This window comes from Plantactinospora sp. GCM10030261, from assembly GCF_042666615.1.
Classification (GTDB): domain Bacteria; phylum Actinomycetota; class Actinomycetes; order Mycobacteriales; family Micromonosporaceae; genus KBS50.
Genome location: NZ_JBHTDD010000001.1, coordinates 407,047 through 429,888, shown reverse-complemented (window position 1 = coordinate 429,888; position 22,842 = coordinate 407,047). Strand labels below are relative to the sequence as shown.

The 22,842-nt window shown below is 70.6% G+C and carries 28 protein-coding genes; 16 read left to right on the top strand and 12 right to left on the bottom strand.

Annotated features, from left to right (window positions below):
- Positions 1–54 precede the first annotated feature (54 nt).
- Complete coding sequence (locus ACFQUZ_RS02135; protein ID WP_377437087.1) at positions 55–1,008, top strand: HpcH/HpaI aldolase/citrate lyase family protein; 954 nt, start codon at positions 55–57, stop codon at positions 1,006–1,008.
- 82 nt (positions 1,009–1,090) lie between these two features.
- On the opposite strand, the gene ACFQUZ_RS02130 is transcribed toward ACFQUZ_RS02135, so the two are convergent.
- Positions 1,091–1,597 (bottom strand): DUF4190 domain-containing protein, encoded by a 507-nt coding sequence (locus ACFQUZ_RS02130; RefSeq protein ID WP_377437086.1) that lies wholly within the window; start codon positions 1,595–1,597, stop codon positions 1,091–1,093.
- Positions 1,598–1,723: 126 nt separating this feature from the next.
- On the opposite strand from ACFQUZ_RS02130, the gene ACFQUZ_RS02125 reads away from it, so the two are divergent.
- The gene (locus ACFQUZ_RS02125) at positions 1,724–2,650 is read left to right on the top strand and encodes an SDR family NAD(P)-dependent oxidoreductase (protein WP_377437085.1); all 927 of its coding nucleotides are present in this window, start codon (positions 1,724–1,726) and stop codon (positions 2,648–2,650) included.
- A 56-nt stretch (positions 2,651–2,706) separates the two neighbouring features.
- Here the strand turns inward: ACFQUZ_RS02125 and ACFQUZ_RS02120 are convergent, their stop codons facing one another.
- Positions 2,707–3,189 (bottom strand): DUF4190 domain-containing protein, encoded by a 483-nt coding sequence (locus ACFQUZ_RS02120; RefSeq protein ID WP_377437084.1) that lies wholly within the window; start codon positions 3,187–3,189, stop codon positions 2,707–2,709.
- A gap of 209 nt (positions 3,190–3,398) precedes the next feature.
- Here ACFQUZ_RS02120 and ACFQUZ_RS02115 point away from each other — a divergent pair, with 209 nt between their 5' ends.
- A complete protein-coding gene (locus tag ACFQUZ_RS02115) occupies positions 3,399–4,598 on the top strand; it encodes an acyl-CoA dehydrogenase family protein (RefSeq protein ID WP_377437082.1) in 1,200 nt (399 codons plus the stop codon).
- A gap of 69 nt (positions 4,599–4,667) precedes the next feature.
- Here ACFQUZ_RS02115 and ACFQUZ_RS02110 read toward each other — a convergent pair whose 3' ends face one another.
- The 5 genes from ACFQUZ_RS02110 to trxA form a co-directional block, all read right to left on the bottom strand.
- Complete coding sequence (locus tag ACFQUZ_RS02110; RefSeq protein ID WP_377437080.1) at positions 4,668–5,081, bottom strand: CoA-binding protein; 414 nt, start codon at positions 5,079–5,081, stop codon at positions 4,668–4,670.
- A 5-nt stretch (positions 5,082–5,086) separates the two neighbouring features.
- A complete protein-coding gene (locus tag ACFQUZ_RS02105; protein ID WP_377437078.1) occupies positions 5,087–6,424 on the bottom strand; it encodes a class I SAM-dependent methyltransferase in 1,338 nt (445 codons plus the stop codon).
- Positions 6,421–7,812, bottom strand: a complete 1,392-nt coding sequence (locus ACFQUZ_RS02100; RefSeq protein WP_377437482.1) for an FAD-binding oxidoreductase — start codon at positions 7,810–7,812, stop codon at positions 6,421–6,423. Before ACFQUZ_RS02100 ends, ACFQUZ_RS02105 begins: the two co-directional genes overlap by 4 nt.
- Positions 7,813–7,840: 28 nt before the next feature.
- A complete protein-coding gene (locus ACFQUZ_RS02095; protein WP_377437077.1) occupies positions 7,841–8,917 on the bottom strand; it encodes an Rv2578c family radical SAM protein in 1,077 nt (358 codons plus the stop codon).
- A gap of 97 nt (positions 8,918–9,014) precedes the next feature.
- The gene (trxA, locus tag ACFQUZ_RS02090; protein ID WP_377437076.1) at positions 9,015–9,500 is read right to left on the bottom strand and encodes a thioredoxin; all 486 of its coding nucleotides are present in this window, start codon (positions 9,498–9,500) and stop codon (positions 9,015–9,017) included.
- Between the two features lie 477 nt (positions 9,501–9,977).
- On the opposite strand from trxA, the gene ACFQUZ_RS02085 reads away from it, so the two are divergent.
- The 11 genes from ACFQUZ_RS02085 (at position 9,978) to ACFQUZ_RS02035 (ending at position 18,350) form a co-directional block, all read left to right on the top strand.
- Complete coding sequence (locus ACFQUZ_RS02085; RefSeq protein ID WP_377437075.1) at positions 9,978–10,496, top strand: MaoC family dehydratase; 519 nt, start codon at positions 9,978–9,980, stop codon at positions 10,494–10,496.
- A gap of 82 nt (positions 10,497–10,578) precedes the next feature.
- The gene (locus ACFQUZ_RS02080) at positions 10,579–11,097 is read left to right on the top strand and encodes a hypothetical protein (protein ID WP_377437073.1); all 519 of its coding nucleotides are present in this window, start codon (positions 10,579–10,581) and stop codon (positions 11,095–11,097) included.
- Positions 11,098–11,181: 84 nt separating this feature from the next.
- Positions 11,182–11,808, top strand: a complete 627-nt coding sequence (locus ACFQUZ_RS02075) for a TrmH family RNA methyltransferase (RefSeq protein ID WP_377437071.1) — start codon at positions 11,182–11,184, stop codon at positions 11,806–11,808.
- A gap of 107 nt (positions 11,809–11,915) precedes the next feature.
- Entirely contained in the window at positions 11,916–12,602 is a 687-nt protein-coding gene (locus ACFQUZ_RS02070; protein ID WP_377437070.1) for a DUF6758 family protein, read from the top strand.
- A gap of 121 nt (positions 12,603–12,723) precedes the next feature.
- Entirely contained in the window at positions 12,724–12,882 is a 159-nt protein-coding gene (locus tag ACFQUZ_RS02065) for a hypothetical protein (RefSeq protein ID WP_198348085.1), read from the top strand.
- A gap of 6 nt (positions 12,883–12,888) precedes the next feature.
- Positions 12,889–13,761 carry a PH domain-containing protein gene (locus ACFQUZ_RS02060; RefSeq protein WP_377437069.1) on the top strand — a complete coding sequence of 291 codons (873 nt, stop codon included), beginning with the start codon at positions 12,889–12,891 and terminating at the stop codon, positions 13,759–13,761.
- Between the two features lie 100 nt (positions 13,762–13,861).
- A complete protein-coding gene (locus ACFQUZ_RS02055) occupies positions 13,862–14,551 on the top strand; it encodes a SigE family RNA polymerase sigma factor (protein ID WP_377437068.1) in 690 nt (229 codons plus the stop codon).
- A gap of 72 nt (positions 14,552–14,623) precedes the next feature.
- Complete coding sequence (locus tag ACFQUZ_RS02050) at positions 14,624–15,874, top strand: hypothetical protein (RefSeq protein ID WP_377437067.1); 1,251 nt, start codon at positions 14,624–14,626, stop codon at positions 15,872–15,874.
- Positions 15,871–16,722: a PHP domain-containing protein gene (locus ACFQUZ_RS02045; RefSeq protein ID WP_377437065.1), complete on the top strand. Its 852-nt coding sequence runs from the start codon at positions 15,871–15,873 to the stop codon at positions 16,720–16,722. Before ACFQUZ_RS02050 ends, ACFQUZ_RS02045 begins: the two co-directional genes overlap by 4 nt.
- Positions 16,723–16,762: 40 nt before the next feature.
- A complete protein-coding gene (locus tag ACFQUZ_RS02040) occupies positions 16,763–17,377 on the top strand; it encodes a MarC family protein (protein WP_377437064.1) in 615 nt (204 codons plus the stop codon).
- A 61-nt stretch (positions 17,378–17,438) separates the two neighbouring features.
- Positions 17,439–18,350: a RecB family exonuclease gene (locus ACFQUZ_RS02035; protein WP_377437062.1), complete on the top strand. Its 912-nt coding sequence runs from the start codon at positions 17,439–17,441 to the stop codon at positions 18,348–18,350.
- 2 nt (positions 18,351–18,352) lie between these two features.
- On the opposite strand, the gene ACFQUZ_RS02030 is transcribed toward ACFQUZ_RS02035, so the two are convergent.
- Positions 18,353–19,210, bottom strand: coding sequence for an oxygenase MpaB family protein (locus ACFQUZ_RS02030; protein ID WP_377437061.1), 858 nt, complete (start codon positions 19,208–19,210; stop codon positions 18,353–18,355).
- Positions 19,211–19,370: 160 nt separating this feature from the next.
- The gene (locus ACFQUZ_RS02025) at positions 19,371–19,868 is read right to left on the bottom strand and encodes a Fur family transcriptional regulator (RefSeq protein ID WP_377437060.1); all 498 of its coding nucleotides are present in this window, start codon (positions 19,866–19,868) and stop codon (positions 19,371–19,373) included.
- A gap of 96 nt (positions 19,869–19,964) precedes the next feature.
- Between ACFQUZ_RS02025 and ACFQUZ_RS02020 the strand changes: the two genes are divergently transcribed.
- Positions 19,965–20,447 carry a DUF2231 domain-containing protein gene (locus tag ACFQUZ_RS02020; RefSeq protein ID WP_377437059.1) on the top strand — a complete coding sequence of 161 codons (483 nt, stop codon included), beginning with the start codon at positions 19,965–19,967 and terminating at the stop codon, positions 20,445–20,447.
- 175 nt (positions 20,448–20,622) lie between these two features.
- On the opposite strand, the gene ACFQUZ_RS02015 is transcribed toward ACFQUZ_RS02020, so the two are convergent.
- Positions 20,623–21,126, bottom strand: coding sequence for a hypothetical protein (locus ACFQUZ_RS02015; RefSeq protein ID WP_377437058.1), 504 nt, complete (start codon positions 21,124–21,126; stop codon positions 20,623–20,625).
- 96 nt (positions 21,127–21,222) lie between these two features.
- On the opposite strand from ACFQUZ_RS02015, the gene ACFQUZ_RS02010 reads away from it, so the two are divergent.
- On the top strand, positions 21,223–21,384 hold the full coding sequence (locus ACFQUZ_RS02010; protein ID WP_377437057.1) for a hypothetical protein: 162 nt from the start codon (positions 21,223–21,225) through the stop codon (positions 21,382–21,384).
- Between the two features lie 269 nt (positions 21,385–21,653).
- Here the strand turns inward: ACFQUZ_RS02010 and ACFQUZ_RS02005 are convergent, their stop codons facing one another.
- Together ACFQUZ_RS02005 and ACFQUZ_RS02000 are read right to left on the bottom strand one after the other, a co-directional pair.
- Positions 21,654–22,049 (bottom strand): FmdB family zinc ribbon protein, encoded by a 396-nt coding sequence (locus ACFQUZ_RS02005; RefSeq protein WP_377437056.1) that lies wholly within the window; start codon positions 22,047–22,049, stop codon positions 21,654–21,656.
- Between the two features lie 131 nt (positions 22,050–22,180).
- On the bottom strand, positions 22,181–22,798 hold the full coding sequence (locus ACFQUZ_RS02000; RefSeq protein ID WP_377437055.1) for a 5-formyltetrahydrofolate cyclo-ligase: 618 nt from the start codon (positions 22,796–22,798) through the stop codon (positions 22,181–22,183).
- Positions 22,799–22,842: the final 44 nt, after the last annotated feature.

The window sequence follows — 22,842 nt, the reverse complement described above, 5'->3', positions numbered from 1 at the left end:
GTCAGCCGACGGACCGGCCGGAGTCGCCGTCCGGACGAGATGAAGGAGCGCCTGATGGTCGCTGTTGGTCGCCCCCGCCGGTCCTGCCTCGCCGTGCCGGGATCGAGCGTGAAGATGCTCGGCAAGGCCCAGGGCCTCCCGGCCGACCAGGTCTTCCTCGACCTGGAGGACGCGGTGGCGCCGCTGGCCAAGGCGGATGCCCGGAAGAACATCGTGGCTGCCCTCAACGAGGGCGACTGGACCGACAAAACGCGGGTGGTGCGGGTCAACGACCTCACCACGCCGTGGACGTACCGGGACGTGGTGGAGGTGGTCGAGGGCGCCGGGGCGAACCTGGACTGCGTCATGCTGCCGAAGGTGCAGACCGCCGGCCATGTCGAGTGGCTGGATCTCACGCTGACCCAGATCGAGAAGACCCTGGGCCTGGAGGTCGGCCGGATCGGCATCGAGGCGCAGATCGAGAACGCGGCCGGCCTGGTCAACGTGGACGCCATCGCGGCGGCGTCACCCCGGGTAGAGACGATCATCTTCGGCCCGGCCGACTTCATGGCCTCGATCAACATGAGGTCACTGGTGGTCGGCGCGTTGATCCCCGACTACCCGGGCGACCCGTACCACTACATCCTGATGCGGATCCTGATGGCCGCCCGGATGCATGACAAGCAGGCCATCGACGGCCCGTTCCTGCAGGTCCGCGACGTCGACGGGTTTCGCGAGGTGGCGAAGCGGTCGGCGGCTCTCGGGTTCGACGGAAAGTGGGTGCTGCACCCGGGCCAGATCGACGCGGCCAACGAGGTGTACTCGCCGGCGCAGCAGGACTACGACCACGCCGAGCTGATCCTCGACGCGTACGAGCACTACACCTCGGAGGCGGGCGGCCGGCTCGGCGCGGTGATGCTCGGCGACGAGATGATCGACGAGGCGTCGCGCAAGATGGCGCTCGTGGTGGCGGCAAAGGGACGCGCGGCGGGGATGACCAGGACGTCGTCCTTCACCCCGCCGGCCTGACTCCCCGGTCCGGTCGGGAGGTCGCGTCGGACCCCGTGATCCGACGCGGACCCCCTCGACCAACCGATGGCGACGGGCCGCCTCAGTAGCCGTAGTCCCCGCTCGTCGACGACGACTCGGCCTGGCCGATCACCCAGATGATGAAGATCACATAGCCGACGATGGCGAGCAAGTACAGGCCGGTGACGATCCAGCCGACGATGATGCCGGCCTTGGCCATCGACTCGCCGCCCTCGCCCCGCTCCCGGAGCTGGCGCAGTGCGACATGTCCCAGGATCGCGCCGATCGGCGCGCAGACGCAGGTGGCGATCCCGACCAGGGAAAGGATCATCGAGGCCAGCGCCATGCTGTTGGTCGGCGGGGCGGCGGGCGGATAGCCGTACGCCGGGTAGCCCGGTGCCATGGGCCCGGCCGGCGCCGGCGGCATCGGGGGTGCGCTGGGCGCCGCGTACTGCGGGGGACCGGACTGTGGGGGACTGGACTGTGGTTGGTCGCTGGGCTGGCTCGGGAACGGCTGGGTCGGCCCGGCCGGGTCGGTCCAGCCGCCGGGCTGCTGTTGCCAGTCGCCGGGCTGGGAGGGGTAGCTCATCGATGTCGTCTCCGGATTCCGGGAAGGGTGCCGTCGACAGGGTAGTCATCCGTGGTCAACAGCGGGGGCCGGTGTTCCGGGGGCGGCGCGTTGCCCGCACCGCCCGTACCGGGCAGGATCCTCGACATGGCATTCGACGCTCGCGCCACGGACCGCTCAGGACGATCTCGCCGGGACGTCACCCGTCCCACGCTCGCCCGCCGTACCGGAAGCGGCGGCATCGGCGGCGGTGGCACCAGCATGGGCGCCGGACCCGACGACATCGACCCGGCGCCTCGGGCCGACCCGGTGACCCTGCGTCTCGACGGACGGGTGGCGCTGGTGACCGGCGCGGGCAGCCCGGACGGCATCGGGTACGCCACGGCGCTCCGGCTGCGTGACCTCGGCGCCCGCGTCGCGATCGTCTCCACCACGCGACGCATTCACGACCGCGCGGCCGAACTCGGCGTCACCGGCTTCGTCGCCGACCTCACCGACGAGGCCGAGGTGGCGGCGCTCGCGGACGCGATCGCCGACCAGCTCGACGAGGTCGAGGTGCTTGTCAACAACGCCGGACTGGCCAGCCGCGCGAGCCCAGAGGTGCTGCGACCCGTCGCCCAGCTCAGCTACGACGAGTGGCATCGGGAGATCGAGCGCAACCTGTCCACCGCGTTTCTGTGCAGCCGGGCCTTCATCGGCGGCATGGCGGAACGTGGCTGGGGCCGGATCGTCAACCTGTCCGCCACCGCCGGCCCGGTCAACGCATTGCCCACCGAGGCCGCGTACGCCGCCGCGAAGGCCGGGGTGGTGGGACTGACCCGCGCGCTGGCGATGGAGATGGTCGCCGACGGGGTGACGGTCAACGCGGTGGCGCCCGGCACCATCTACACCGCGGCGTCGACGATGGCCGAGCTGAAACAAGGGCTCGGGACCCCCGTTGGCCGGCCCGGTACGCCGGATGAGGTTGCCGCCGCCATCTGTTTCCTCTGCTCGCCCGCCGCCTCGTACATCACCGGACAGATGCTGGTGGTGGACGGTGGCAACAGCGTCCGGGAGGCGGAGTTCCGCTACTGAGGTCCTGCCGGAGGCCGGCCGCGGCCCGCCACCCGCCGCTGGTCGTCGCCCGCTTGTCAGCCGCCGTCGCTGGAAGCGGCCCAGAAGAGAACCCCGATCCAGGCGCAGCAGGCGGCGAACCCCACCGCGGTGAAGACGTAGCTCAGCACCAGGCCCCACTGGGCCACCTGCTCGCCCTCCTCACCGGTTTCCCGGATCTGCTTCTTGGCGAGGTGGCCGAGCACGATGCCGGCCGGCGCGAAGACGAAGGCGAAGACCAGCGCCAGGATCGCGAGGACGTTTGTGCGTCGCGGACCCGGCCCGTACTGGCCGGGTTGGCCGGGGGCGACCCACGGCTGTCCGGCGCCCGGGTGCCCGCTGCCCGGATGGGCGGGTTGCCCTGGCCCGTATGCCTCGGCCGGGTGCTGGCCGGGTGGTCCGTAGCCGGGAGGGGCGTGCTGGCCGTACTGTCCGTACGGGTTGGCGGGATCGCTCGCCGGCTGCCCGTACGGGGGCTGGGGCCGGTCGGGGTCGAATTCGCCAGGTGGCGGATACGTCATTCCGGCCTCCCGTCCCGAGTCGGGCGCTCCCTTCCCGGGAGTCTCTGACCAGGACGCTACAAGCCGGTGAACCTTTTCACAGCGATTGTGTGGACTCGCGAACTGGCGCTGGTCGGCCGTCGGGTCGATACTTACCGCACGTTTGGTTACCGGCCAGTACGGGAGCCCTGTCCCGGCCGACCGAAGCCGACCACAACCGGAGGCGCCAGATGGCTCGACTCGCGCAGACCCCCGGACTCACCGACGTCCAGCGGTCGATCCTGGAGACGGTCCGGGAGTTCGCCGACAAAGAGATCATCCCGCACGCCCAACGGCTCGAACACGCCGACGAGTACCCGGCGGAGATCCTCGACGGGATGCGCGAGATGGGTCTGTTCGGGCTGACCATCGAGGAGGAGTACGGCGGCCTCGGTGAGTCGCTGCTCACGTACGCCCTGGTGGTGGAGCAGTTGTCCCGGGGCTGGATGTCGATCTCCGGAATCGTGAACACCCACTTCATCGTCGCCTACCTGATCTCGCAGCACGGATCGGCGGAGCAGAAGAACCGGCTGCTGCCCCGGATGGCCACCGGCGAGGTACGCGGAGCGTTCTCGATGTCGGAACCGGAGTGTGGTTCCGACGTGTCGGCGATCAAGTCGAAGGCGGTTGCGGACGGCGAGGACTACCTGCTCACCGGGCAGAAGATGTGGCTCACCAACGGCGCGTACTCGTCGGTGGTGGCCACGTTGGTCAAGACTGACACCGGTGCCGACTCGGTGTACGGCAACATGACCACGTTCCTGGTGGAGAAGGAGCCCGGGTTCGGCGAGACCGCCCCCGGGCTCACCATTCCCGGCAAGATCGAGAAGATGGGTTACAAGGGCGTCGAGACCACCGAGATGGTCCTCGACGGCGTGCGGGTGCCGGGCACCGCGATCCTCGGCGGCCCCGACCGGCTCGGCCGGGGCTTCTACCAGATGATGGACGGCATCGAGGTCGGGCGGGTCAACGTGGCAGCCCGCGCCTGTGGCATCTCGTTGCGCGCCTTCGAACTGGCCGTCGCGTACGCCCAGCAGCGGAAGACGTTCGGCCAGCCGCTCGCCCGGCACCAGGCCGTGGCCTTCAAGCTCGCCGAGATGGGTACGAAGATCGAGGCGGCGCATGCCTTGATGGTGAACGCCGCCCGGCTCAAGGACGCTGGTCAGCGCAACGATGTCGAGGCCGGGATGGCCAAGCTGCTCGCCTCGGAATACTGCGCGGAGGTGGTGCAGGAGGCGTTCCGCATCCACGGCGGCTATGGCTACTCCAAGGAGTACGAGATCGAGCGACTGATGCGGGAGGCGCCGTTCCTGCTGATCGGCGAGGGCACCTCCGAGATCCAGAAGACGATCATCTCCCGCGGCCTGCTCAACGAATACCGACTCGGCTGAGCCCCATCCTCCTCCTCGCCGATCTAGGGCAGATGGTCGTGAATGGAGATCAACTGGCGACCATCTGCCCTAGATCGACGGGAGACGGGTCAGCCCGCCGGCGGCGCGTTCGACGATCAGGCACCGGTCCTCGACGTAGTCGACGCCGGCCCGTTCGGCGATCGCCCGTGCCTCGGCGGAGACGATGCCGAGTTGGAGCCACACCGCTGGCGCGCCCACGGCGACCGCCTGGCGCACCACATCGACCGCGTCCGGCACCGGCCGGAACACGTCGACCAGGTCGACCGGATGCGGGATGTCGGCGAGCGAGCGGTACACCCGCTCGCCGAACAGCTCGTCCGCGGACGGGTTGACCGGGATGATCCGCCAGCCGTACCGCTGCATCTGAGCGGGCACCGAGTGGGCCGCCTTCGCCGGGTCGCGGGAGGCGCCGACCACGGCGATGATGGCGGCGTCGGAAAGGATCTGCCTGGGGGTACGCACGCGGATCAGGCCGTCCAGTCCGGCCGCAGCGGATAGCCGGAGTCGCCGTCCGGACCGGTGCGCGTGCCCAGCACCTGGTGAAGTTGGATCTTGTTCCGTTCGAACGACAACCGCGAGCCGGCCATGTACAGCCCCCACACCCGGGCCCGTCCCACCCCCGCCTCGGCGACGCAGGCATCCCAGTTCGCCACGAGGTTCCGGCACCATCCGGCCAGGGTCAGCGCGTAGTGCTGCCGCAGGTTCTCCTCGTGCTGCACCTCGAAGCCGGCGTCGTGCATCTCGCTGACGATCCGGCCCGGCCCGGCCAGCTCGCCGTCCGGGAAGACGTATCGGTCGATGAAGGCACCGGGGTTGTTGGGCATCCGGTTGTCGGCTCGGGTGATGCAGTGGTTGAGCAGCCGTCCGCCGGGCCGCAGTCGGTCCCGCAGCGTCCGGAAATAGACCGGATAGTTGCGTACGCCGATGTGCTCGGTGAGCCCGATCGAGCTGACGGCGTCGAAGTGCTCCCGGGGCGCGTCCCGGTAGTCCATGTGCCGGACCTCGGCCAGGTGGCCCAGCCCTTCGCGCTCGATCGCGGCCTGTGCCCACTCCGCCTGAGCCTTGGACAGGGTCACGCCGAGCGCCTTGACGCCGTACTCGCGGGCGGCGTGCCGCACCATCCCGCCCCAGCCACAACCGACGTCCAGCAGCCGCATCCCCGGCTTGAGCGCCAGCTTGCCGGCGACCAGGTCGTACTTGGCCGCCTGGGCCTGTTCCAGCGTGTCGCCCGGGTCGCGGAAGACCGCGCAGGTGTACGTCATCGAGGGACCGAGCACCAACTCGTAGAAGGCGTTCGACACGTCGTAGTGGTGCTCGATGGCACTGCTGTCCCGGGTGCGGGAGTGTCGGCGTCCGGCAAGCATCCGACGCCAGCGCGGCAGTGCCTCGTACGGCGGGGGTGGCGGCGGCTTCAACCGGTCCCAGCCGAGCCCACGGGCCAGCGCCAGTGCCTCGCCCAGTGGCGGCACCCGTAGCCGGACACCGTCCTGGAGGATCCGGAGCACCTCGTACGGGTCACCTGGGTGGACCCCGGTGAGGGCCAGGTCGCCGGAGACGTACGCCCGGGCCATACCCAGGTCGCCCGGTGCGGTGAGCAGGTAGGACAGGCCGCGCTCGGTGCGGATCTCCAGAGCGACCGGGTCGTCGGTCGGGCCCAGGGTGGAACCGTCGTAAGCGGTGATCCGCACCGGCGGCTGGCCCTCGACGATCGCGTTGAGGACCTCCGCGACGGTCGGGTTGCCGGGGCGTCCGGGCCCGGAGGGACGCACACCGGCCGAGCCGGTGGATCGATCGGTAATGCTCATCGTCGCTCAACTGCCTTCTCGTAGAGTCCGGTCAGCCGGTGGTGCGGGTCGTAACGCTCCTTCACGGCCCGGTAGGCCGCGCCGCCGTACAACCGGTCGAACGTCGCCCGGTCGTAGTAGGCGTCGGAGTACAGCGACTTGTGCCCGCCCGCGTCGGACACCGCGCGTTCGATGGCCCGGTTGACGTCGCCGTCGGCGGCCCCGTCGACGATCGGAACGGTGCCCCAGAAGCCCACGTTGACATAGCTTTCGTCGGGGCGGAGGGGATACAGCGGCCAGTCACGGGCCGAGCCCGGTCCGGCCGGCTGGCGGAGGCGCAACGGACAGAGCCACACCGGAGACATCGGCACGTGCCCGGCGAACCAGCGCAGGAAGTCGGCCGTGGCGGCCAGCGGCACCTCCACGTCCTGCACCACCCGCTCGGTGGCGGGCCGGCCACGCCACCGGTCGATCCGGCCCACCACGCCGTGTCGGTGCTCCCAACGCACCAGCCGGTGGTAGACATCGCTGCGCCGGTAGCGGGCCGGCCACAGGCGGCGGACCAGCGGATGCTGCACGCCGAAGGCCCGAGAGCACCAGAACCAGTCGGTGTCCCAGCGCCACAGGTAGTCGTACCCGGACAGCGCGTCGGCGGTGCGCCGGCGCAGCGAGCGGTAGTAGATGTCCTGACCGGTGTAGTCGCTGGCCCGCACCGGCTCGTCGGTGAAGCTGGCGAGGATCAGGTACGCCTCACCGGGACTGAACATCACGCCGTCCATCGCATCGACCCGGCGGCCGTCCCAGGAGCCCGTGTCGATCACCTGGCTGATCGCCTCGACGAGCGCGTCCAGGTCGGTGAAACGCACGTTGCGCAGGGCGACGTGCCGACCGATCGGCTGCAACTCGATTCGCAGCCGGGTGGCGTACCCGAGGCTGCCCATCGAGTTGGGGAAGGCGGCGAACAGGTCGGCGTGCTGGCCGTCCGGGCCGATGGTGAGGATTTCGCCGGCACCGGTGAGCACGTCCATTTCCAGCACCGACTCGTGCGGTAGGCCGTGCCGGAACGAGGTCGACTCGATACCCAGGCCAGTCACCGCACCACCCAGGGTGATGGTGCGCAGTTGCGGCACTACCAGGGGCATCAGACCGTGCGGAAGGGTGGCGTCCACCAGCCGTTCGTAGGTGCACATGCCCTGCACGTCGGCGGTCCGGCTGACCGGGTCCACGCCGAGCACCCCGGTCAGCCCGCTGACGTCCAGTCCGGGAGTCTGGTTCGGAGTACGCGGCCGGAACAGGTTCGAGGTCCGCTTGGCGAGGCGTACCGGGCTGTCCGGCGGCACGGACGCGTACGAGCGGCGCAGTGCGTCGACCGCGCGCGCGTGTCCATCCGTTTCCGGCCCGCGTAGCAAGGTCACCGGATCACGGTACGCCGGAAGCTCACAGCAACGTCAACTGTTCTGTGACCTGATCGACCTGCGGTGGACCCACATTTCGCGGGTGGGTCCCCTCAGGCGCCGTCCGGGGAAGGCCGTGCCGCCGTGCCGCCATCCGGACCCGGGCGGTGACCTCCCGTTGGTAGGACTGCGGGAGATAGGAGCCGTCGCGGTACAGCTCCCGGTAGCGCCCGACGAGAGCGGGGTACTCACGGGCCAGCCAGCCCGCGTACCACTCCCGGGCGCCGGGGCGCAGGTGCAGCGGTAGCGGGGTCACCCTGCTGGCTCCGGCCTGCGCGATCGCGGCCACCGTCGCGTCGATCGAGTCGTCGGTGTCGGTCAGCCCGGGCAGGATCGGCGCCATCAGCACGGACACGTCGAAGCCCGCGTCCGCCAGGGTTCGGACGACATCGAGGCGGCGTCGTGGGCTCGGTGTGCCGGGCTCCACCGAGCGCCACGTCGATTCGTCGACGAAGCCGATCGAGAACGCCAGGCCGACCGAGGTCACCTCGGCGGCCTGCCGCAGCAACGGCAGGTCTCGCAGGATCAGGGTGCCCTTGGTGAGAATCGAGAACGGATTGGCGAAGTCGCGCAGCGCTTCGAGGATCGGCGGCATGAGCCGGTAGCGGCCCTCCGCCCGCTGGTAGCAGTCGACGTTGGTCCCCATCGCGATCGGCTGGCCTCGCCATCGCGGCGCCGCCAACTCGCGGCGGGCCAGCTCACCGGCGTTCACCTTGACGATCACCCGGGTGTCGAAGTCGCGCCCGGCGTTCAGGTCGAGATAGGTGTGAGTTCTTCTGGCGAAGCAGTAGACGCAGGCATGGGTGCATCCCCGGTACGGGTTGATCGTGTGGTCGAACGGGACCCGGGAGGCACCGGGAACTTTGTTGATGATGGACTTCGCGCGTACCTCGTAGAAGGTCATCCCCGCGAAGTCCGGGGTGTCGAAGGTGCGGACGACCGCGCCGGGCAGCACCAGCGGCAGGGGTGGTGCCGCTGGCGCCGCGTCCGGCACCGCCTCCACGGAACCCTGTCGCGCCGCCGCTGGCGGGTGGGAGGTCGACAGGTGTTCCCAGCGCATGCGGAGGATTCGAACACATGTGCGACCGACTCCGCAAGCCGGCACGCCGGAAACGCACCGCCGGCCGGACCCTGGGGTCCGACCGGCGGTGGGATGCTCAGTGCTGGTGGCTGGCCAACTGGGCGCGTACGTCGTCCATGTCGAGGGCCTGCACCTGTTCGATGAGGGACTCCAGGGCGGACTCGGGCAGCGCTCCCGGCTGCGCGAAAACGATCACGCCGTCCCGTACCGCCATGATGGTCGGAATGGAGCGGATATCGAACTTCGCGGCCAGCTCCTGCTGTGCCTCGGTGTCGACCTTGCCGAAGGTGATGTCCTGGTGCTTCTCGGACGACCGCTCGTAGATAGGCGCGAAGCGGAGGCATGGCCCGCACCAACTCGCCCAGAAGTCGACCAGCACGATGCCGTCCTTGCCGGTGACCTCGTCGAAATTCGTTGAGGTCAGCTCAACGGTCGCCATTGATCTCTCCGATCGCTGCGTTGTACGCGTACACCTGGCCGAACTCGCTCGCAGCCCTCGGAATTCCCGCGTCGCCGGTGACCGAAACGCCCGTGACCTCCGCCACCCGGTGTTCCGAGCCATCGACGTACGCCCCTATCCGTAGGTCAGCCAAGGGGTCGAACGATCGTGATCGCCAGTGGCGGACAGTGATGGAAGCGTTCCCATGGGCGATCGGGGGCATGTCTCGTACCCGACGGTAACTTCGGCGGTGACAAGGGCGGATGTGGTCAATGACGGTTGGTAATGATCTCCATGCCTTTCACTTTCCGTATGGTCACAAATTGATAACTGTGACCTCCGTCTCTGGTTCGACTCTTTCTGTGACCCCCTGCCGTCGGGCAGAATCTCAGTCATCAGAGCGTGGGCGGCGGGTGCCGGGGAGGGCCCCGCCGCTCATTGCGTCCGGCCCCGGATTCCGGTGGCCCCACCCATAGCTATTCATTCGCCGCGCACCGTCCGGTGTGACACGTCGGGCCCGCGCCCGACCCCACGGCCGGCGCGAGCGGCGATGCGGCATGCTGTGCCCTACTTCATCGCCGTACGTCGAGGGGCGCAAAGATGCAGTTCGGCCGTTACTTCGAGGAATTCGAGATCGGCGCGGTCTACCGGCACTGGCCGGGCAAGACGGTGACCGAGTACGACGACCACCTCTTCTGCCTGCTCACCATGAACCACCACCCGCTGCACCTGGACGCCCACTACGCGCAGAGCGCCAGCCAGTTCAACCGGAACGTGGTCGTCGGCAACTACATCTACTCGCTGCTGCTCGGCATGTCGGTGCCGGACGTCAGCGGCAAGGCGATCGCCAACCTCGAGGTGGAGTCGCTGCGGCACGTCGCGCCGACGTTCCACGGTGACACGATCTACGGCGAGACCACCGTGCTGGGCAAGCGGGAGTCCGGCTCCAAGCCGGATCGCGGGGTGGTGTCCGTGGAGACCCGTGGCTACAACCAGGACGGGACCATGGTCTGCGTGTTCCGGCGCCGGGTCATGGTCCCCAGGCGCGAGTACGCCGAGGCGGCCCTGCCGGCCGGCGTCGATCCCGAGCGACCGAGCTTTCCGGAACCGCGCGGCTGAACTGTCCGGTATCCAAACCCGCGTCTTGGCGGGTTGGGGTGCTGGGGCGTCGAGCGGACATATGCTGGCTACGGAGGTTCCGATGAGCCACTCCGTCGCCGGAGAGCCGTCGCCGGCCGAGCGCCGGACCGGCCCGCTGAGCACCGTGATCTTCGCTCCCGCCGAGTGGCGCCTGCTGGTCCGACTGCCCGGCCAGGTCGTGGTCGCGGCCAGTTCGGCCGGTCCGGACCGGCCGGCTGAGATGGTGGCCGAGAGCTTGGCCGGCCTCGAGGGCATCGCCGCCGGCCGGTCGTTCGACAGCGACCTCGTACGGGCGGTGGTGGCGGCCGTCTACGCCGAGACGGTGGCTCCCCAGCCGCTGGCGGACCTTGGCGACCCCGTCCGGCGTGCGGCCGCGACCCTCGCCGACTGCCGACACGCCGTGCTGGTGCTCGGTGACCCGACGGACCCGGCGGACTCGGCGGCGTACCGGCAGTGGTTGCAGTCCGTGGCGGTGCGGGTCTGCCGGGCCGGCGACCCCGCAGGCTCGGGATCGCCGGGCGAGCACCGGGCGGGGTTCCTCCGGGAACTACGCCTGGCGCTCGATCTCGGCGGCCCGTGATCCCGATGACCAACGACCGGCTGTCCGGGACGCGCCGAGTCCTGTCCGGGACCTGCCGCGCCGTGGCGCCGTATCCTCCCGATCGTGGATGGAGATCAACCGGAGGTGGGGGTCGGCCCGTGGCAGGGCGAGCCGCCGTCCGACCCACGGTACGACCCGGAGTTGCTGGCGCTGGGTGACCGGCGCAACGTGGTCGACCGGTACCGGTACTGGCGACGCGAGGCGATAGTCGCCGACCTGGACCGGCGCCGGCACGATTTCCATGTCGCCATCGAGAACTGGCAGCACGACTTCAACATCGGCACGGTGGTCCGCAATGCCAACGCCTTCCTCGCCGGTGCGGTGCACATCGTGGGCCGGCGCCGGTGGAACCGGCGTGGCGCCATGGTGACCGACCGGTACCAGCACGTCCGGCACCACGCCGCCATCGAGGACCTGGTCGCCTGGGCGCGGGACCGCGACCTGCCGTTGGTGGGCATCGACAACCTGCCCGGGGCCCGGCCGATGGAGTCGGCGGTCCTGCCCCGGCGCTGTGTGCTGCTCTTCGGTCAGGAGGGCCCGGGCCTGTCGCAGACTGCTCGGGACGCCTGTGACCTGGTCTTCTCGATTGCCCAGTACGGCTCGACCCGGTCCATCAACGCGGGAGTGGCCAGCGGGATCGCCATGCACGCCTGGATCCGGACGTACGCGGGAACTCCCCCGGACGGGTGACGGCGACGTGACCGGTGGAGCCGAGTCCGCACCGGAAGATAACCAAAAGGGCGGGTTCGGTTGACTCTTGGGGGTCCGACGGGGAGCGTAGGCCCATGGGTGTCGCGGTGACGTGTCCACGATGCAGTGGCCCGGTCCGGCCGCCGGACCTGATGCACTCCGATTGGCGCTGCCCGGCCTGCGGTCCGGTCCTGCCACTGCATGTCGCGGAGCATGTCGGGCCGGCGATCGTCGAGGCCGCGGTGGATCGGATCCAGGTCGCGAGCCGGGTTGCCGACCGGCCGGTGGTGCCGCTCTGGTGTCCCTGGCCGCTGCTGCCCGGCTGGACGGTGACCGGGGTTGCCTGGGCCGGCGACGAACGGACCGGGGTGCGGGCTGGAGCGGTCGCGTGCAGCGGCCCGGCGCCGCTCGGCGGTGGGCCGGCGGACCTGGTCCTGGTGGCGGAGGAGCCCGGCGTCGGGCTCGGCACCCGGTTCGCCGGCATCACCGGACCGGATCCCGGCGAGGAGTTGGCCCAGGCGATGACCGAGCCGCCGCCTGGTCACACCGAGTCGGCGGCGCACGCCAAGATCCGGGCCGGCGGGCACCCTACTCCACTGTGGTCCGTACGATCGAGAAACGACCGGAGCGCCTACGTCGGTGAAGCTCGGGGAATGTGGCTGTATGCGATAGCCTGGCCGGCGAGCGCGGGTTACCTCCTCGCGGACGAGGTCGTCCTGCACGACCTGACCGAGTGGACTCCGCCCGAGCTCGTGTACGGGGCTCCCTCTCCCTACCTGCACGGGAAGGCCTGATCAGGGCTTGCGCCAGGGCCGGTCGGGATGGGTACTCTGTATCACTGTAAGAGGTCTGACTGATACTCTGAGTATCGCCGCGGGTGCGGGGTTACCACCGCACGGAGGGGGATGGCCCACCATGGTCAAGAAAGTCCTCACCTGGCTAGGCGTCGCATTTTTGATCTTCTTCGTCGCGTTCCGACCCAACTCCGCGGCCGATGTCTTCAAGTCGCTCGGTGGTGGCCTGGTCGACATCGCCTCCGGGTTCGGCGAGTTCTTCAGCAATCTGGTGGCGTAGTTCTTCATGACCACTCCGTCCGGCGGCCCACCCCCCGACGACGACGATCGTCCGCGGCGCGAGCGGGATACCGAGCCCATTCCTCGAGCCCGACCCGACGACGGGCCGGGCTTCGGCGACGGCCCGGCCTTCGGCGACGGGCCGGCGTACTCCCCGGGCGCGTCCTATTCGGAGGACGCCGGCTACGGCGGCTCGTCCCGGCGTGACTGGGACCGCGACCCGGAGGGCTACCGGGTCCCGCCCACCATCACCGAGGACGAGTTGGCCGGCCTGCGGGTCGACGCCTCCGGCATGCCGTTGGGCACCCGGCGGGTGCTGCCCCTGGAGGACGAGCCGACCCCGTTGGTGGCTCGATACCTGTTCCCGACCGAGCGTTACCGCGGCGAGTGGAAGCGGCACTGGATCCACCTGGCGACACCGCTCACCGTCGGCGTCCTGGCCACCTTCGTGCTCGGCTACCTCTCCGGCTTCCTGGCCGGCCAGGACAGCGGTGCGCTGACCACGGTCGCCGTGATCCTCTGGTTCGCCGTGATCGGCTGGGTGGCCTGGCGGGTGGCTGACTGGTACTACGACCGGTTCATCCTGACCAACAAGCGAGTCATGGTGGTCAACGGCATCGTCACCCGGCAGGTCGCGATGATGCCGCTGCTGCGGGTCACCGACATGAAGTACGAGCAGTCACCGCTCGGTCGCACGCTGAACTACGGGACCTTCGTCCTCGAATCGGCCGGCCAGGAGCAGGCGCTCCGCGAGGTCAAGCATCTTCCCAACCCGAACGAGCTCTACCTGCGGGTTGTCGAGGAAATGTACGAGCCCCAGGCTGTCGAGGCGCGGTTGGGCAAGGAGGCCGACGAGGCAAAGGCCGACGACGGCGCCTGAAACTTTCTGCCCGAACATCGGACTGTCTCCGCACCCAATCGCCATGGATTAACCGCCGCCGCTGTGACAGCCTCGGATGGCACGGCGAGGAGGGGGCACGGTGTCGGCCAGCCTGGAAGAGGAGTTCCGCGATTTCGTCGCGGCCCGTTCCGGTGCGCTGTTGCGCACGGCCTACCTGCTCGCCGGGGACTGGGCCACCGCGGAAGACCTGTTGCAGACCGCGCTGACCAAGACCTACCTGGCCTGGAAACGGTTGGGCGGCATCGAGGCGGTGGAACCGTACGCCCGACGGGTGCTGGTCAATACGGCCACCAGCTGGTGGCGTCGGCGCTGGCATGGTGAGCGGCCGACCGAGTCGTTGCCCGAACGGCCGGCGCCGGATCAAATAGATCAGCAGCTCGAACGGGACGCGCTGTGGCGGCACGTGCAGCAGTTGCCGGTCCGGCAGCGCGCGGTGCTGGTGCTCCGGTTCTACGAAGACATGTCCGAGGCTCAGACCGCCGAACTGCTGAACATCTCGACGGGCACGGTGAAGAGCCAGACCTCCCGGGCACTCACCACACTGCGCGGGCGACTCGGTGCCGAACTCGACGCCGAGCGGCTGGCGTCCGCCGATCCGCCAGCCGCCACCCGGCCCGCCGTCGACCAGCCGGTCGCCCCGCAGCGAGTGCGGCCGGCGGCCGAGGCTACTGCGCCCCGGTCCGCGAGACCGCGACCCGACCAGCCGGCACCCGCCCGGCGGCCCGCCCCGACCCTGCCGGCCGTGCCGGTGCCCAGCATGGAGGGCTGACATGTGGGGGGAGTACGTCGACCCGAACGGCCGGCTGGCAACCTTCCACCCGAGGCCGGGCGTTTCCACATCGTGACACCGGAGGATCTCGAGCGGGCGCTGCGGGACACCCTGTCCCGGCAGGCGGCCCGGTTACCGCATCCCGTCGACCCGGCGGGTACGGCGTTGCGGCGTGGTCGCCGCGGACGCCGCCGGCAGGTGATTCTCGGTGTCGCCACGACCGCCGTCGCGACGCTGCTCGCCAGTTCCGCGGTCTTCGGCCTCGGTTCGCCCTCGGCTCCCGGGCCGGCGGTGATCATCGTTGGGGATCCGCCAACGGAAACCGAGCGACCGATCACCGACGCCGAACGGCTCATTCTCGCCCCGACAGACCTCCCTTCGGTGACCCCGCCGCCGACCCCGACCGCCGAGCCACTCGGCCCTCCCCAGGTCGACCTGGTCGTCGATCGGCACCTCGCCACGGCGGACGGGCTACGGATCGAGCTGCCCGCCGACGGCCGGGTGACCACCGCCCATCGCACCGCGGGGGGCTGGTTGGTCGCCACGGCGCGGCCGGCCGGACGGACGAATCTCTGGTACGTCACCCGCAGCGAGCCGCCCCGCCCGGTCCTCTCCGGGCTGGACCGCCTGGTGCTGGCGCCGGACGGCCAGCGGGCGGCCTGGCGGACCGGCGGCACCCTGTACGCCGGCACGCTGGCCGGTGCCCAGTTCGCCAACCCGGTCCGAGCCACGGTGCTGGCCGACACCGACCCGGTCGGTTTCGTCGGCCTGGCCGTGCTGCTCCGGCGGGGAAGCGCGGGCGGCTACGACGTGTGGACGCCGATGGTGGGCGCCCACCGCCCGGCCTGGAACAGGGAGTTGGTGGCCGTGTACGGCGCCCTCCCGGACGGCCAGACCGTCGTCGCGGCGGTCACGGTGCCGAACCACCGGCGGCCGTGTCTCGCGCTGCTGGACAACGGGGCGGACCTGTCGCGGATCGCGACGAGCTGCGACGTGCCGGTCTCCGCCACCACCGGCTCGGTCTCCCCGGACGGTAGGTGGTTACTCACCAACATCGACCCGGAGCGTCCAATGGCGCATCAGCGCGGCACCACCGCGATGGTGGTGGACCTGACCACGCTGGGCGGGACGACGGTGAAGGCGGCATCGGCCGGCCCGGCGCTGACCGGTGAACCACTCTGGACCGGCGCGGGCACCGCGGCGCACCTGGCCGGAACCGGTGAGCTGATCCGGGTGACGGCGCCGGCGGCGATCGAGGGTGCCGACGTCGAACGGTTCCCGGCCGCCCCGGACACCTCGCTGCTGGTGACCGGCCCCGCGTGATCGACCTGCACGCCCACTCGACGGCCAGTGACGGCACGCTGCGGCCGGCGGAACTCGTCGCCGCCGGTGCGGCCGCCGGTCTGCGGGTGCTGGCCGTCACCGACCACGACACGACGTCCGGCTGGACCGAGGCCGCCGACGCCCTGCCGCCGGGCCTGGACCTGGTACGCGGTGCGGAGCTGTCCTGCCGGTGGTCCGGAACGAGTCCACCGGTGCCGCTGCACCTGCTGGCGTACCTTTTCGATCCCGCGGAACCGGAGCTGGCCGCGGCGCTGGCCCGGGTCCGCGCGGCGCGGGAGGTGCGCGGCGAGCGGATCGTCGAACTGTTGCGGGCCGACGGGCACCCGATCAGTTGGCCGGAGGTGCTCGCCGACGCGGCCGGTGGCACGGTCGGTCGACCGCACATCGCCCGGGCGTTGATCCGGGCTGGCCTGGTGGAAACCACGGCCGAGGCGTTCGACGCGCGCTGGTTGGGCAGCCGTTACCGGTCGCCCAAAGTCGACATCGACGTCTTCACCGCGGTCCGGCTGGTTCGCCGGGCCGGTGGGGTGCCGGTCTTCGCGCATCCCCGGGCGACCCGCCGCGGACGGGTGGTGCCCGACTCGTTGATCGTCGAGCTGGCGGCGGTGGGGCTGGCCGGTCTGGAGGCGGACCACGAGGACCACTCGCCGGCCGAGCGGGCCCACGTTCGCGCCCTCGCGGCAGAGTTGGGGCTGTTGGTGACCGGCTCGTCCGACTTCCACGGCGCGCACAAGACCGTCGCGCTCGGTGCCTTCACCACCGCTCCGGAAGCGTACGACCGGCTGGTGGCGCAGGCGAGCGGCGTGACCCCGGTCCTATCCGGCTGACCTGCGGTCGAGCCTCCGGCGCCGCCGCTACCGTGTGCGGGTGGATCTGACCCTGTTCGGCGAGGTTTTCCTGACCCTGCTGGTCATCACCGACCCGCCGGGAATGATGCCGATCTTCCTGGCGCTGACCGGGCCGCTGTCGGCTCGGGACCGCAACCGGGCCGCCTGGCAGGCGGTCGCGCTCGCCCTCGGCGTTATCGTGATCTTCGCGGTCGCCGGTCAGACTCTGCTCGCTTATCTCCATGTGTCGCTGCCCGCCCTGCAGGCGGCCGGTGGTCTGCTGCTCATCTTGGTGGCCCTCGAACTGCTGACCGGGAAGGCCGACGATCCGGGCCAACAGGCGACGGCCAACATCGCCCTGGTTCCACTCGGGACGCCGTTGCTGGCCGGACCGGGCGCCATCGTGGCCACCATGCTGTTCGTCCAGGGAGCTTCGGGCACGGGTGACTATCTCCAGATCGGCGGAGCGATCGTCGCGGTGATGCTCACCGTGTGGTTGGTGCTGCGATTCTCCGGAGGCATCGTCAAGGTGCTCCGGCCCGGCGGCATCGAGGTGCTCACCCGGATCGCCGGTCTGCTGCTGGCCGCCATCGCGGTCCAGCTCATCGCCGACGCGATCGGGTCGTTCGTCACCACGTACCTCAACCAGCATTGACCCGTCCGCCGGTGGCGGCCGTGGCGGCGGGAATGTCGGTGCCGGATGGCAGGATCGGGTGGTGCGCAGACCTCCCACCGCCGGCGGGCGGACTCCCCGACCGCGCGCCGAGGCGACCGGACAGCTCGGCTTCGAGGGCATGCCGGAGCGGCTCTTTGTCTGTACCCCGAGCAAGCTCGCCGCCTTCGCGGACTGCCCCCGCCGCTACCGGTTCGCCTATGTCGACCGGCCGGGGCCGCCGAAGGGACCGCCGTGGGCGCACAACTCGCTTGGCGCCAGCGTTCACACCGCCCTGAAAAACTGGTACGCGTTACCGCCCGAGCGCCGCGCGCCGGAGGCGCTGCCGCGACTGCTGCGTGGCACCTGGGTGGCCGAGGGTTACCGGGACACCGAGCAGGAGAGGTCGGCCTTCCGCCGGGCGTTGAGTTGGTTGGAGTCCTATGTGGCGACGCTGGACCCGGCGGATGATCCGCTGGGGGTGGAACGCGTCGTCGCGGTGAAGACGGCTGTGCTCGCCTTCAACGGTCGGGCCGACCGGATCGACTCCCGGTCCGGCCCGGACGGTCCCGAGGCGGTGATCGTGGACTACAAGACCGGCCGGTACGGAGTGGACGCGGACGACGCCCGGGGATCGTCGGCGCTGGCCCTGTACGCGTACGCGGCCGAGCGGGTGTTCCGGCGCCCGTGCCGTCGGGTGGAGTTGCACCACCTGCCGAGCGGGTCGGTGGCCGCGCACGAGCACAGTCCCGAGTCGCTGGCCCGGCAGGTCTCACGGGCCGAGGACACGGCACGGGACATCATCGACGCGGAGCGGGCGGCCGCCGATGGAACCGACCCCGACGAGGCGTTTCCCACCACCCCCGGTCCGCTGTGCACCTGGTGTGACTATCGGCGGAGCTGCCCCGACGGCAACCAGTCGCCGTCCGCCGACCCGTGGGCCGGTATCGACCGCACGCTGGCCGCCGACGGGTAGCCCTACCGCCCGGCCGCCGCTACGCGAGCCTGGGCGGCCTGGTAGATCGGCCCCTCCACGAGCGACCGAGGAATGGCGTTGATCATGAGCCGCAGCGCCCGGACCCCGAGCGCCGCGGAAAGGTCGGTCGTGGGTAGCCCGAGCGCGCCGTACATCCGGCGCGCCCAGGCCGGAAGCAGCCCGAATGCCGTCCCGGCGATCCCGAGGTAGGCGAGCCGAGCCGGCCCGAGCCCGAGACGCACCGGAAGGCTCAGCTTCCACGGCACCGGCGGAGCGGTCAGGAACAGACCAGTCTCGGCGGCCGCCCGGGTCATCCGCAGTTCGGGCCGGACCTCCCGGTAGTAGGCCGACACCGCCGCGGCGGATCCCGGCACGCTCGCCGGATCCAGTCCGACAAGCTCAGCGGCCCGCCGCTGCTCGGCGTAGTACGCGTCGACCTCCGAGTCGGTCAAGGCCAGGCCAGCCCGCCGGGCGGTACTCACGAACGACTCCACCTCGGTGACGTGCACCCAGCGGAGCAGATCCGGCTCGTCGATCCGGAACTCTTCACCGGTGAACGGATCATGCGCCCGCATCCGGGCGTGCCGCACTCGAAGCCGTCGCCCGGCCGCCTCGGCCTGCGCGGTGGTGCCGTAGATGGTCGTCGCCACATAGGTCGCCGTGCGGGTCAGCCGTCCCCACGGGTCGGTCTTGTAGCCGCTGTTCTGGTCCACGCCCGCCATGGCGCGCGGATGCAGGGCCTGGAGATAGAGCGAGCGGAGGCCGGCAACGAGGAGTACCGGCTCGTGGTGCACCTTCCAGGTGACCGAGGAGGGGCCGAACAGGCCGAGGTCCTCGGCGTGGTCGAGATCGTGGTCCACCCGCCAAGCGTGCCACGCCCGGACCGCGTACACCCCGTGCGTCGGCGTCCGTGACAGGCCGGCGGCAGAGGTCCGTGACAGGCCGGCGGGTGCGTCGGCGACGGGTCAGCGGGTGGGGTCCGCGACGGGTCGGCGGGTGGTCCGCGACGGGCCTCCGGCGCTAGGCGCCGGTACCCCGGCGGCACTGGCAGGCGGGGCAGAGCCCCCAGAAGGTCACTTCCGCCTCGTCGACCTGGAACCCGTTGGCGTTCTCCGGGTCCAGGCACGGAGCCGCGCCGCGGGCACCGTCGATGTCGCTGACCACGCCGCACCCTCGGCACACCACGTGATGATGGTTGTCGCCGACCCGGGCCTCGAACAGCGCCGGGCTGCCGGCCGGTTCGATCCGCCGGGCCAGTCCAGCGCGCGACAACGCGCCGAGCACGTCGTAAACGGCCTGGGTGGAGACGGATTCGAGGCGCTGGCGGGCCCGGCGGGTGATCTCCTCCACCTCCAGATGGCCACCTCCGGCGAGAATGTCCAGCACGGCGAGCCTTGGGCGGGTGACCCGCAGCCCCGCGGACCGGAGCAGTTCCTCGCTCGACACTCCGCAATAACAACACGAAACAGCGTGTTCCCGCTTGTCCGGATCGATGGCGGTGACCGTGGACACGACCATCCGACCGGGATCGAACCGTCGTGAGGCGCCACACGTGAATTCGGGCACGAAGGCCGGAAGCGTCGTACGCTCTCGGCGACGGCCAGGAGGTGGTGGGTGTTCAGGGAGATCCAGGGACTGCCGGCGCACGCGTTGTTGGTGCACGCGGCGGTGGCCCTTGTGCCGATGCTGATTCTCGCGGCCGTGGCGTACGCGCTCGTGCCCCGGTTCCGGTCGAAGGTGGGCTGGCTGGCCGGCCTGCTGTCGGTGGCGGCGGTGGCGGCCGTCTATGTCGCAAAGGAATCCGGGGAGCAGCTTGAGGCGGTGCTCGTCGCGAAGAACTATCCGCCCGAGATCCTGGGGCAGGTCACCGAGCACGCGGCATTGGCCGACCTGCTGTTCTGGTGGACGCTCGGACTGGCCGCCGCGACCCTCCTGTTGCTGCTGATCACCAGTGGGTATCGCCGGGTCCGGGCATTGCCCACGTGGTTGAGCTGGCTTCTGGCCGCTGTCGTTGTGGTTCTCGCGGGGGTGACGGGCTGGTACGTGTACCAGACCGGTGACACGGGCGCCCGCGCCGTGTGGGAGGGCGTGCTCTGATCGACCCGCCGCCGGTCCGTGGCGCACCTCGGCGGTCGCGTCGTCGGTCTCCCGAGTCGTACGCCGGGAACGGCAACACACGGTGTACCGGTATACCGGAGACGAATGTGGATACCCCCGGCAGCACCGCCGGTTGGGTCGTGCCGGTTCCGTGTCCTTCGGGCTTCGCGCACGCCTAGAACAGCACGCGGGAACAGAGCAGACAGATCACCACGATCAGCACTGCGGTGGCCACCAGCGCGATGCCGTTTGTCAGCGTCCGGGCGGACTGTTCCTCGGCGTCGATCGCCTCGGGGTTCTGCGCCGGCAGTCGCCGGGGGGCGGGCGGCTCGACATACACCGGCGTCCGCCATTCGGGCGGCGGCGGCACGTTCGGCGGCGGTCCGGAGTAGGTCGGCGACGGCACGTTTGGCGGGTACTCGGAATCGGCCGGCGGCGGCGCGGGGGGGACGCCGCCTCCGTCTGGCCCCGCTGGTCCGGGACCGGACCTCGACCACCCGCCGGACATGGGTGGTTCTCCGAAGGTGGCTCGGCCGCCGGACATGGACGGGTCGCCGAACGTGGCCGGGTCGCCGGACGGGGTCTGGCCGCTGGCCGCTGGCCGTTCGCCGAAGGTCGGCTCGCCGTCGGGAGGCCGGCGCCAGTACGCGTCCGGGTCCTCGCCGTGCTGATTGCTCACAACGTCCGACGCTACCAACGTCGGACACGACAGGCCGGACGCGTCACGTGCCGCAGGTGCGGCGGCGGTCCGCCATCGCTCGGTACCCTTGCCGTCGTGGATGAGCGAGGGTTGGACGACGATCGCCCGGTCGAGGTGGGCGACGACGATATCGTGACGCTTCCCGAGCAGACGTCGGACGACACCGATCGGGGCTGGGGTGAGCGCCTCGACTCCAACGACGACCGGCTGCTCGCCGAGCGCCCACCGCACTGGTGACGAGCCGCCCTACCGGGCCCGCCACCGGTGGCTCCGCCAACGCTGAGTCTGCCACGATGTCGGGGATACAGGGCGGTCCCCTCGCGCCGGACACCCCTGGATCCCCGACATAGAGTTGATCAAGGAGGCCGCTCGGGCTCACACGGAATCAAGGAGGCCGCTCGGGCTCACACGGAATCAAGGAGGCCGCTCGGGCTCACCTGGAGGTGACCCAGAAGCCGGTCTCGTGCTCGGCGGTGTACCGCAGGTCCGGTCTCACACCGAGTTAATCAAGAGCCGGTCGAGTTGCTCGCCGCCGCCGGCTTGGTCGCGGAGCCGCCCGACGACGACCCCGAGGTCGAGGCCGGCGACGAGGACGAACCCGACGAGCCCGAAGACGAATCGCCCTTGCCAGCGGCCCCGGTCGACCCGTTCGAGTCCTTCGAGCCGTTCTTGCCGGCCGAGTCGGCGCCCGGCCCCGCAGACGACGACTTCTCGGCTCCGTTCTTGGCCCGGGAGTCGGTGCGGTAGAAGCCCGACCCCTTGAAGACGATGCCGACCGAGTTGAACACCTTTCGCAACCTGCCCTCGCACGACGGGCACTCGGTCAGCGGCTCATCGGCGAAGGACTGCACCGCCTCGAGCTGATGGCCGCATGCGGTGCAGGCGTACTGGTAGGTGGGCACGGTCTCCTCCGGATCTGGGCAAGCCGTTTGGCACTCGACACATCCGAGTGCCAATGGTGCGTCATCCGGCCCGTTTCGTCCAGCGAACCTCGTGGTGATCTATCCCGTACCCGGCCGCCCGGTCACCGGGGTCAGCCGTCGAGCGGACGGAAACCGTGTCCCGGAGTGATCACCGCGTCGACCCGCCGGTCGTGCGGTAGCGCCGGCACCCGGTCGACCAGTTCCGCGTCGTGCAGCAGCGCCACGGCGAGCGCGCCGGGAGCGAGCCTGGCCAGGGCACGATCGTACGAGCCGCCGCCCCGGCCCAGCCGGACACCGGTCCGGTCAACCGCAAGCGCGGGCACCACCACCACCTGCGCCGTGGTGACGGCCGCCACGCCCAGCCGGTCGCCCACCGGCTCGCGCATCCCCCGGCCGGCGGCGTGCAATCCGTCTCGTCCGGTGTATGCCGCCCAGTCCAGGTCGAGATCGGGGCGGAGCACCGGCAACAACAGCCCGCCCGCTCCGGCCAGCGCCGCGCGCAGCACCTCGGGCAGTTCCGGCCCGCCGGGCTCGGCGCCCACCGGTACGTACCCGGCGACCCGGGTCGGGCCCAGCCGGCGTACCAGATCGGTAAGCGCACGCTGGACGAGCCCGGCGGCTGCGGCGCGGTCGGGCGCGGACAGCATCCGTCGGCGGGCCAGCACCCGGCGGCGAAGGGCGGCCTTCGCTTCCGGCGCAACTTCCGCTTCATCCGATAAATCCGGCACGCAACTCTCCGTCGTCGGAACGGGTTATCCCAGGGAGCCGTGTC

Bases quoted from the DNA above. Each gene is read 5' to 3' on its own strand.
- ACFQUZ_RS02135 (WP_377437087.1), top strand. From the start codon at position 55: ATGGTCGCTGTTGGTCGCCCCCGCCGGTCCTGCCTCGCCGTGCCGGGA.
- ACFQUZ_RS02130 (WP_377437086.1), bottom strand. From the start codon at position 1,597: ATGAGCTACCCCTCCCAGCCCGGCGACTGGCAACAGCAGCCCGGCGGC.
- ACFQUZ_RS02125 (WP_377437085.1), top strand. From the start codon at position 1,724: ATGGCATTCGACGCTCGCGCCACGGACCGCTCAGGACGATCTCGCCGG.
- ACFQUZ_RS02120 (WP_377437084.1), bottom strand. From the start codon at position 3,189: ATGACGTATCCGCCACCTGGCGAATTCGACCCCGACCGGCCCCAGCCC.
- ACFQUZ_RS02115 (WP_377437082.1), top strand. From the start codon at position 3,399: ATGGCTCGACTCGCGCAGACCCCCGGACTCACCGACGTCCAGCGGTCG.
- ACFQUZ_RS02105 (WP_377437078.1), bottom strand. From the start codon at position 6,424: ATGAGCATTACCGATCGATCCACCGGCTCGGCCGGTGTGCGTCCCTCC.
- ACFQUZ_RS02095 (WP_377437077.1), bottom strand. From the start codon at position 8,917: ATGCGCTGGGAACACCTGTCGACCTCCCACCCGCCAGCGGCGGCGCGA.
- trxA (WP_377437076.1), bottom strand. From the start codon at position 9,500: ATGGCTCGGAACACCGGGTGGCGGAGGTCACGGGCGTTTCGGTCACCG.
- ACFQUZ_RS02085 (WP_377437075.1), top strand. From the start codon at position 9,978: ATGCAGTTCGGCCGTTACTTCGAGGAATTCGAGATCGGCGCGGTCTAC.
- ACFQUZ_RS02080 (WP_377437073.1), top strand. From the start codon at position 10,579: ATGAGCCACTCCGTCGCCGGAGAGCCGTCGCCGGCCGAGCGCCGGACC.
- ACFQUZ_RS02065 (WP_198348085.1), top strand. From the start codon at position 12,724: ATGGTCAAGAAAGTCCTCACCTGGCTAGGCGTCGCATTTTTGATCTTC.
- ACFQUZ_RS02060 (WP_377437069.1), top strand. From the start codon at position 12,889: ATGACCACTCCGTCCGGCGGCCCACCCCCCGACGACGACGATCGTCCG.
- ACFQUZ_RS02025 (WP_377437060.1), bottom strand. From the start codon at position 19,868: ATGGTCGTGTCCACGGTCACCGCCATCGATCCGGACAAGCGGGAACAC.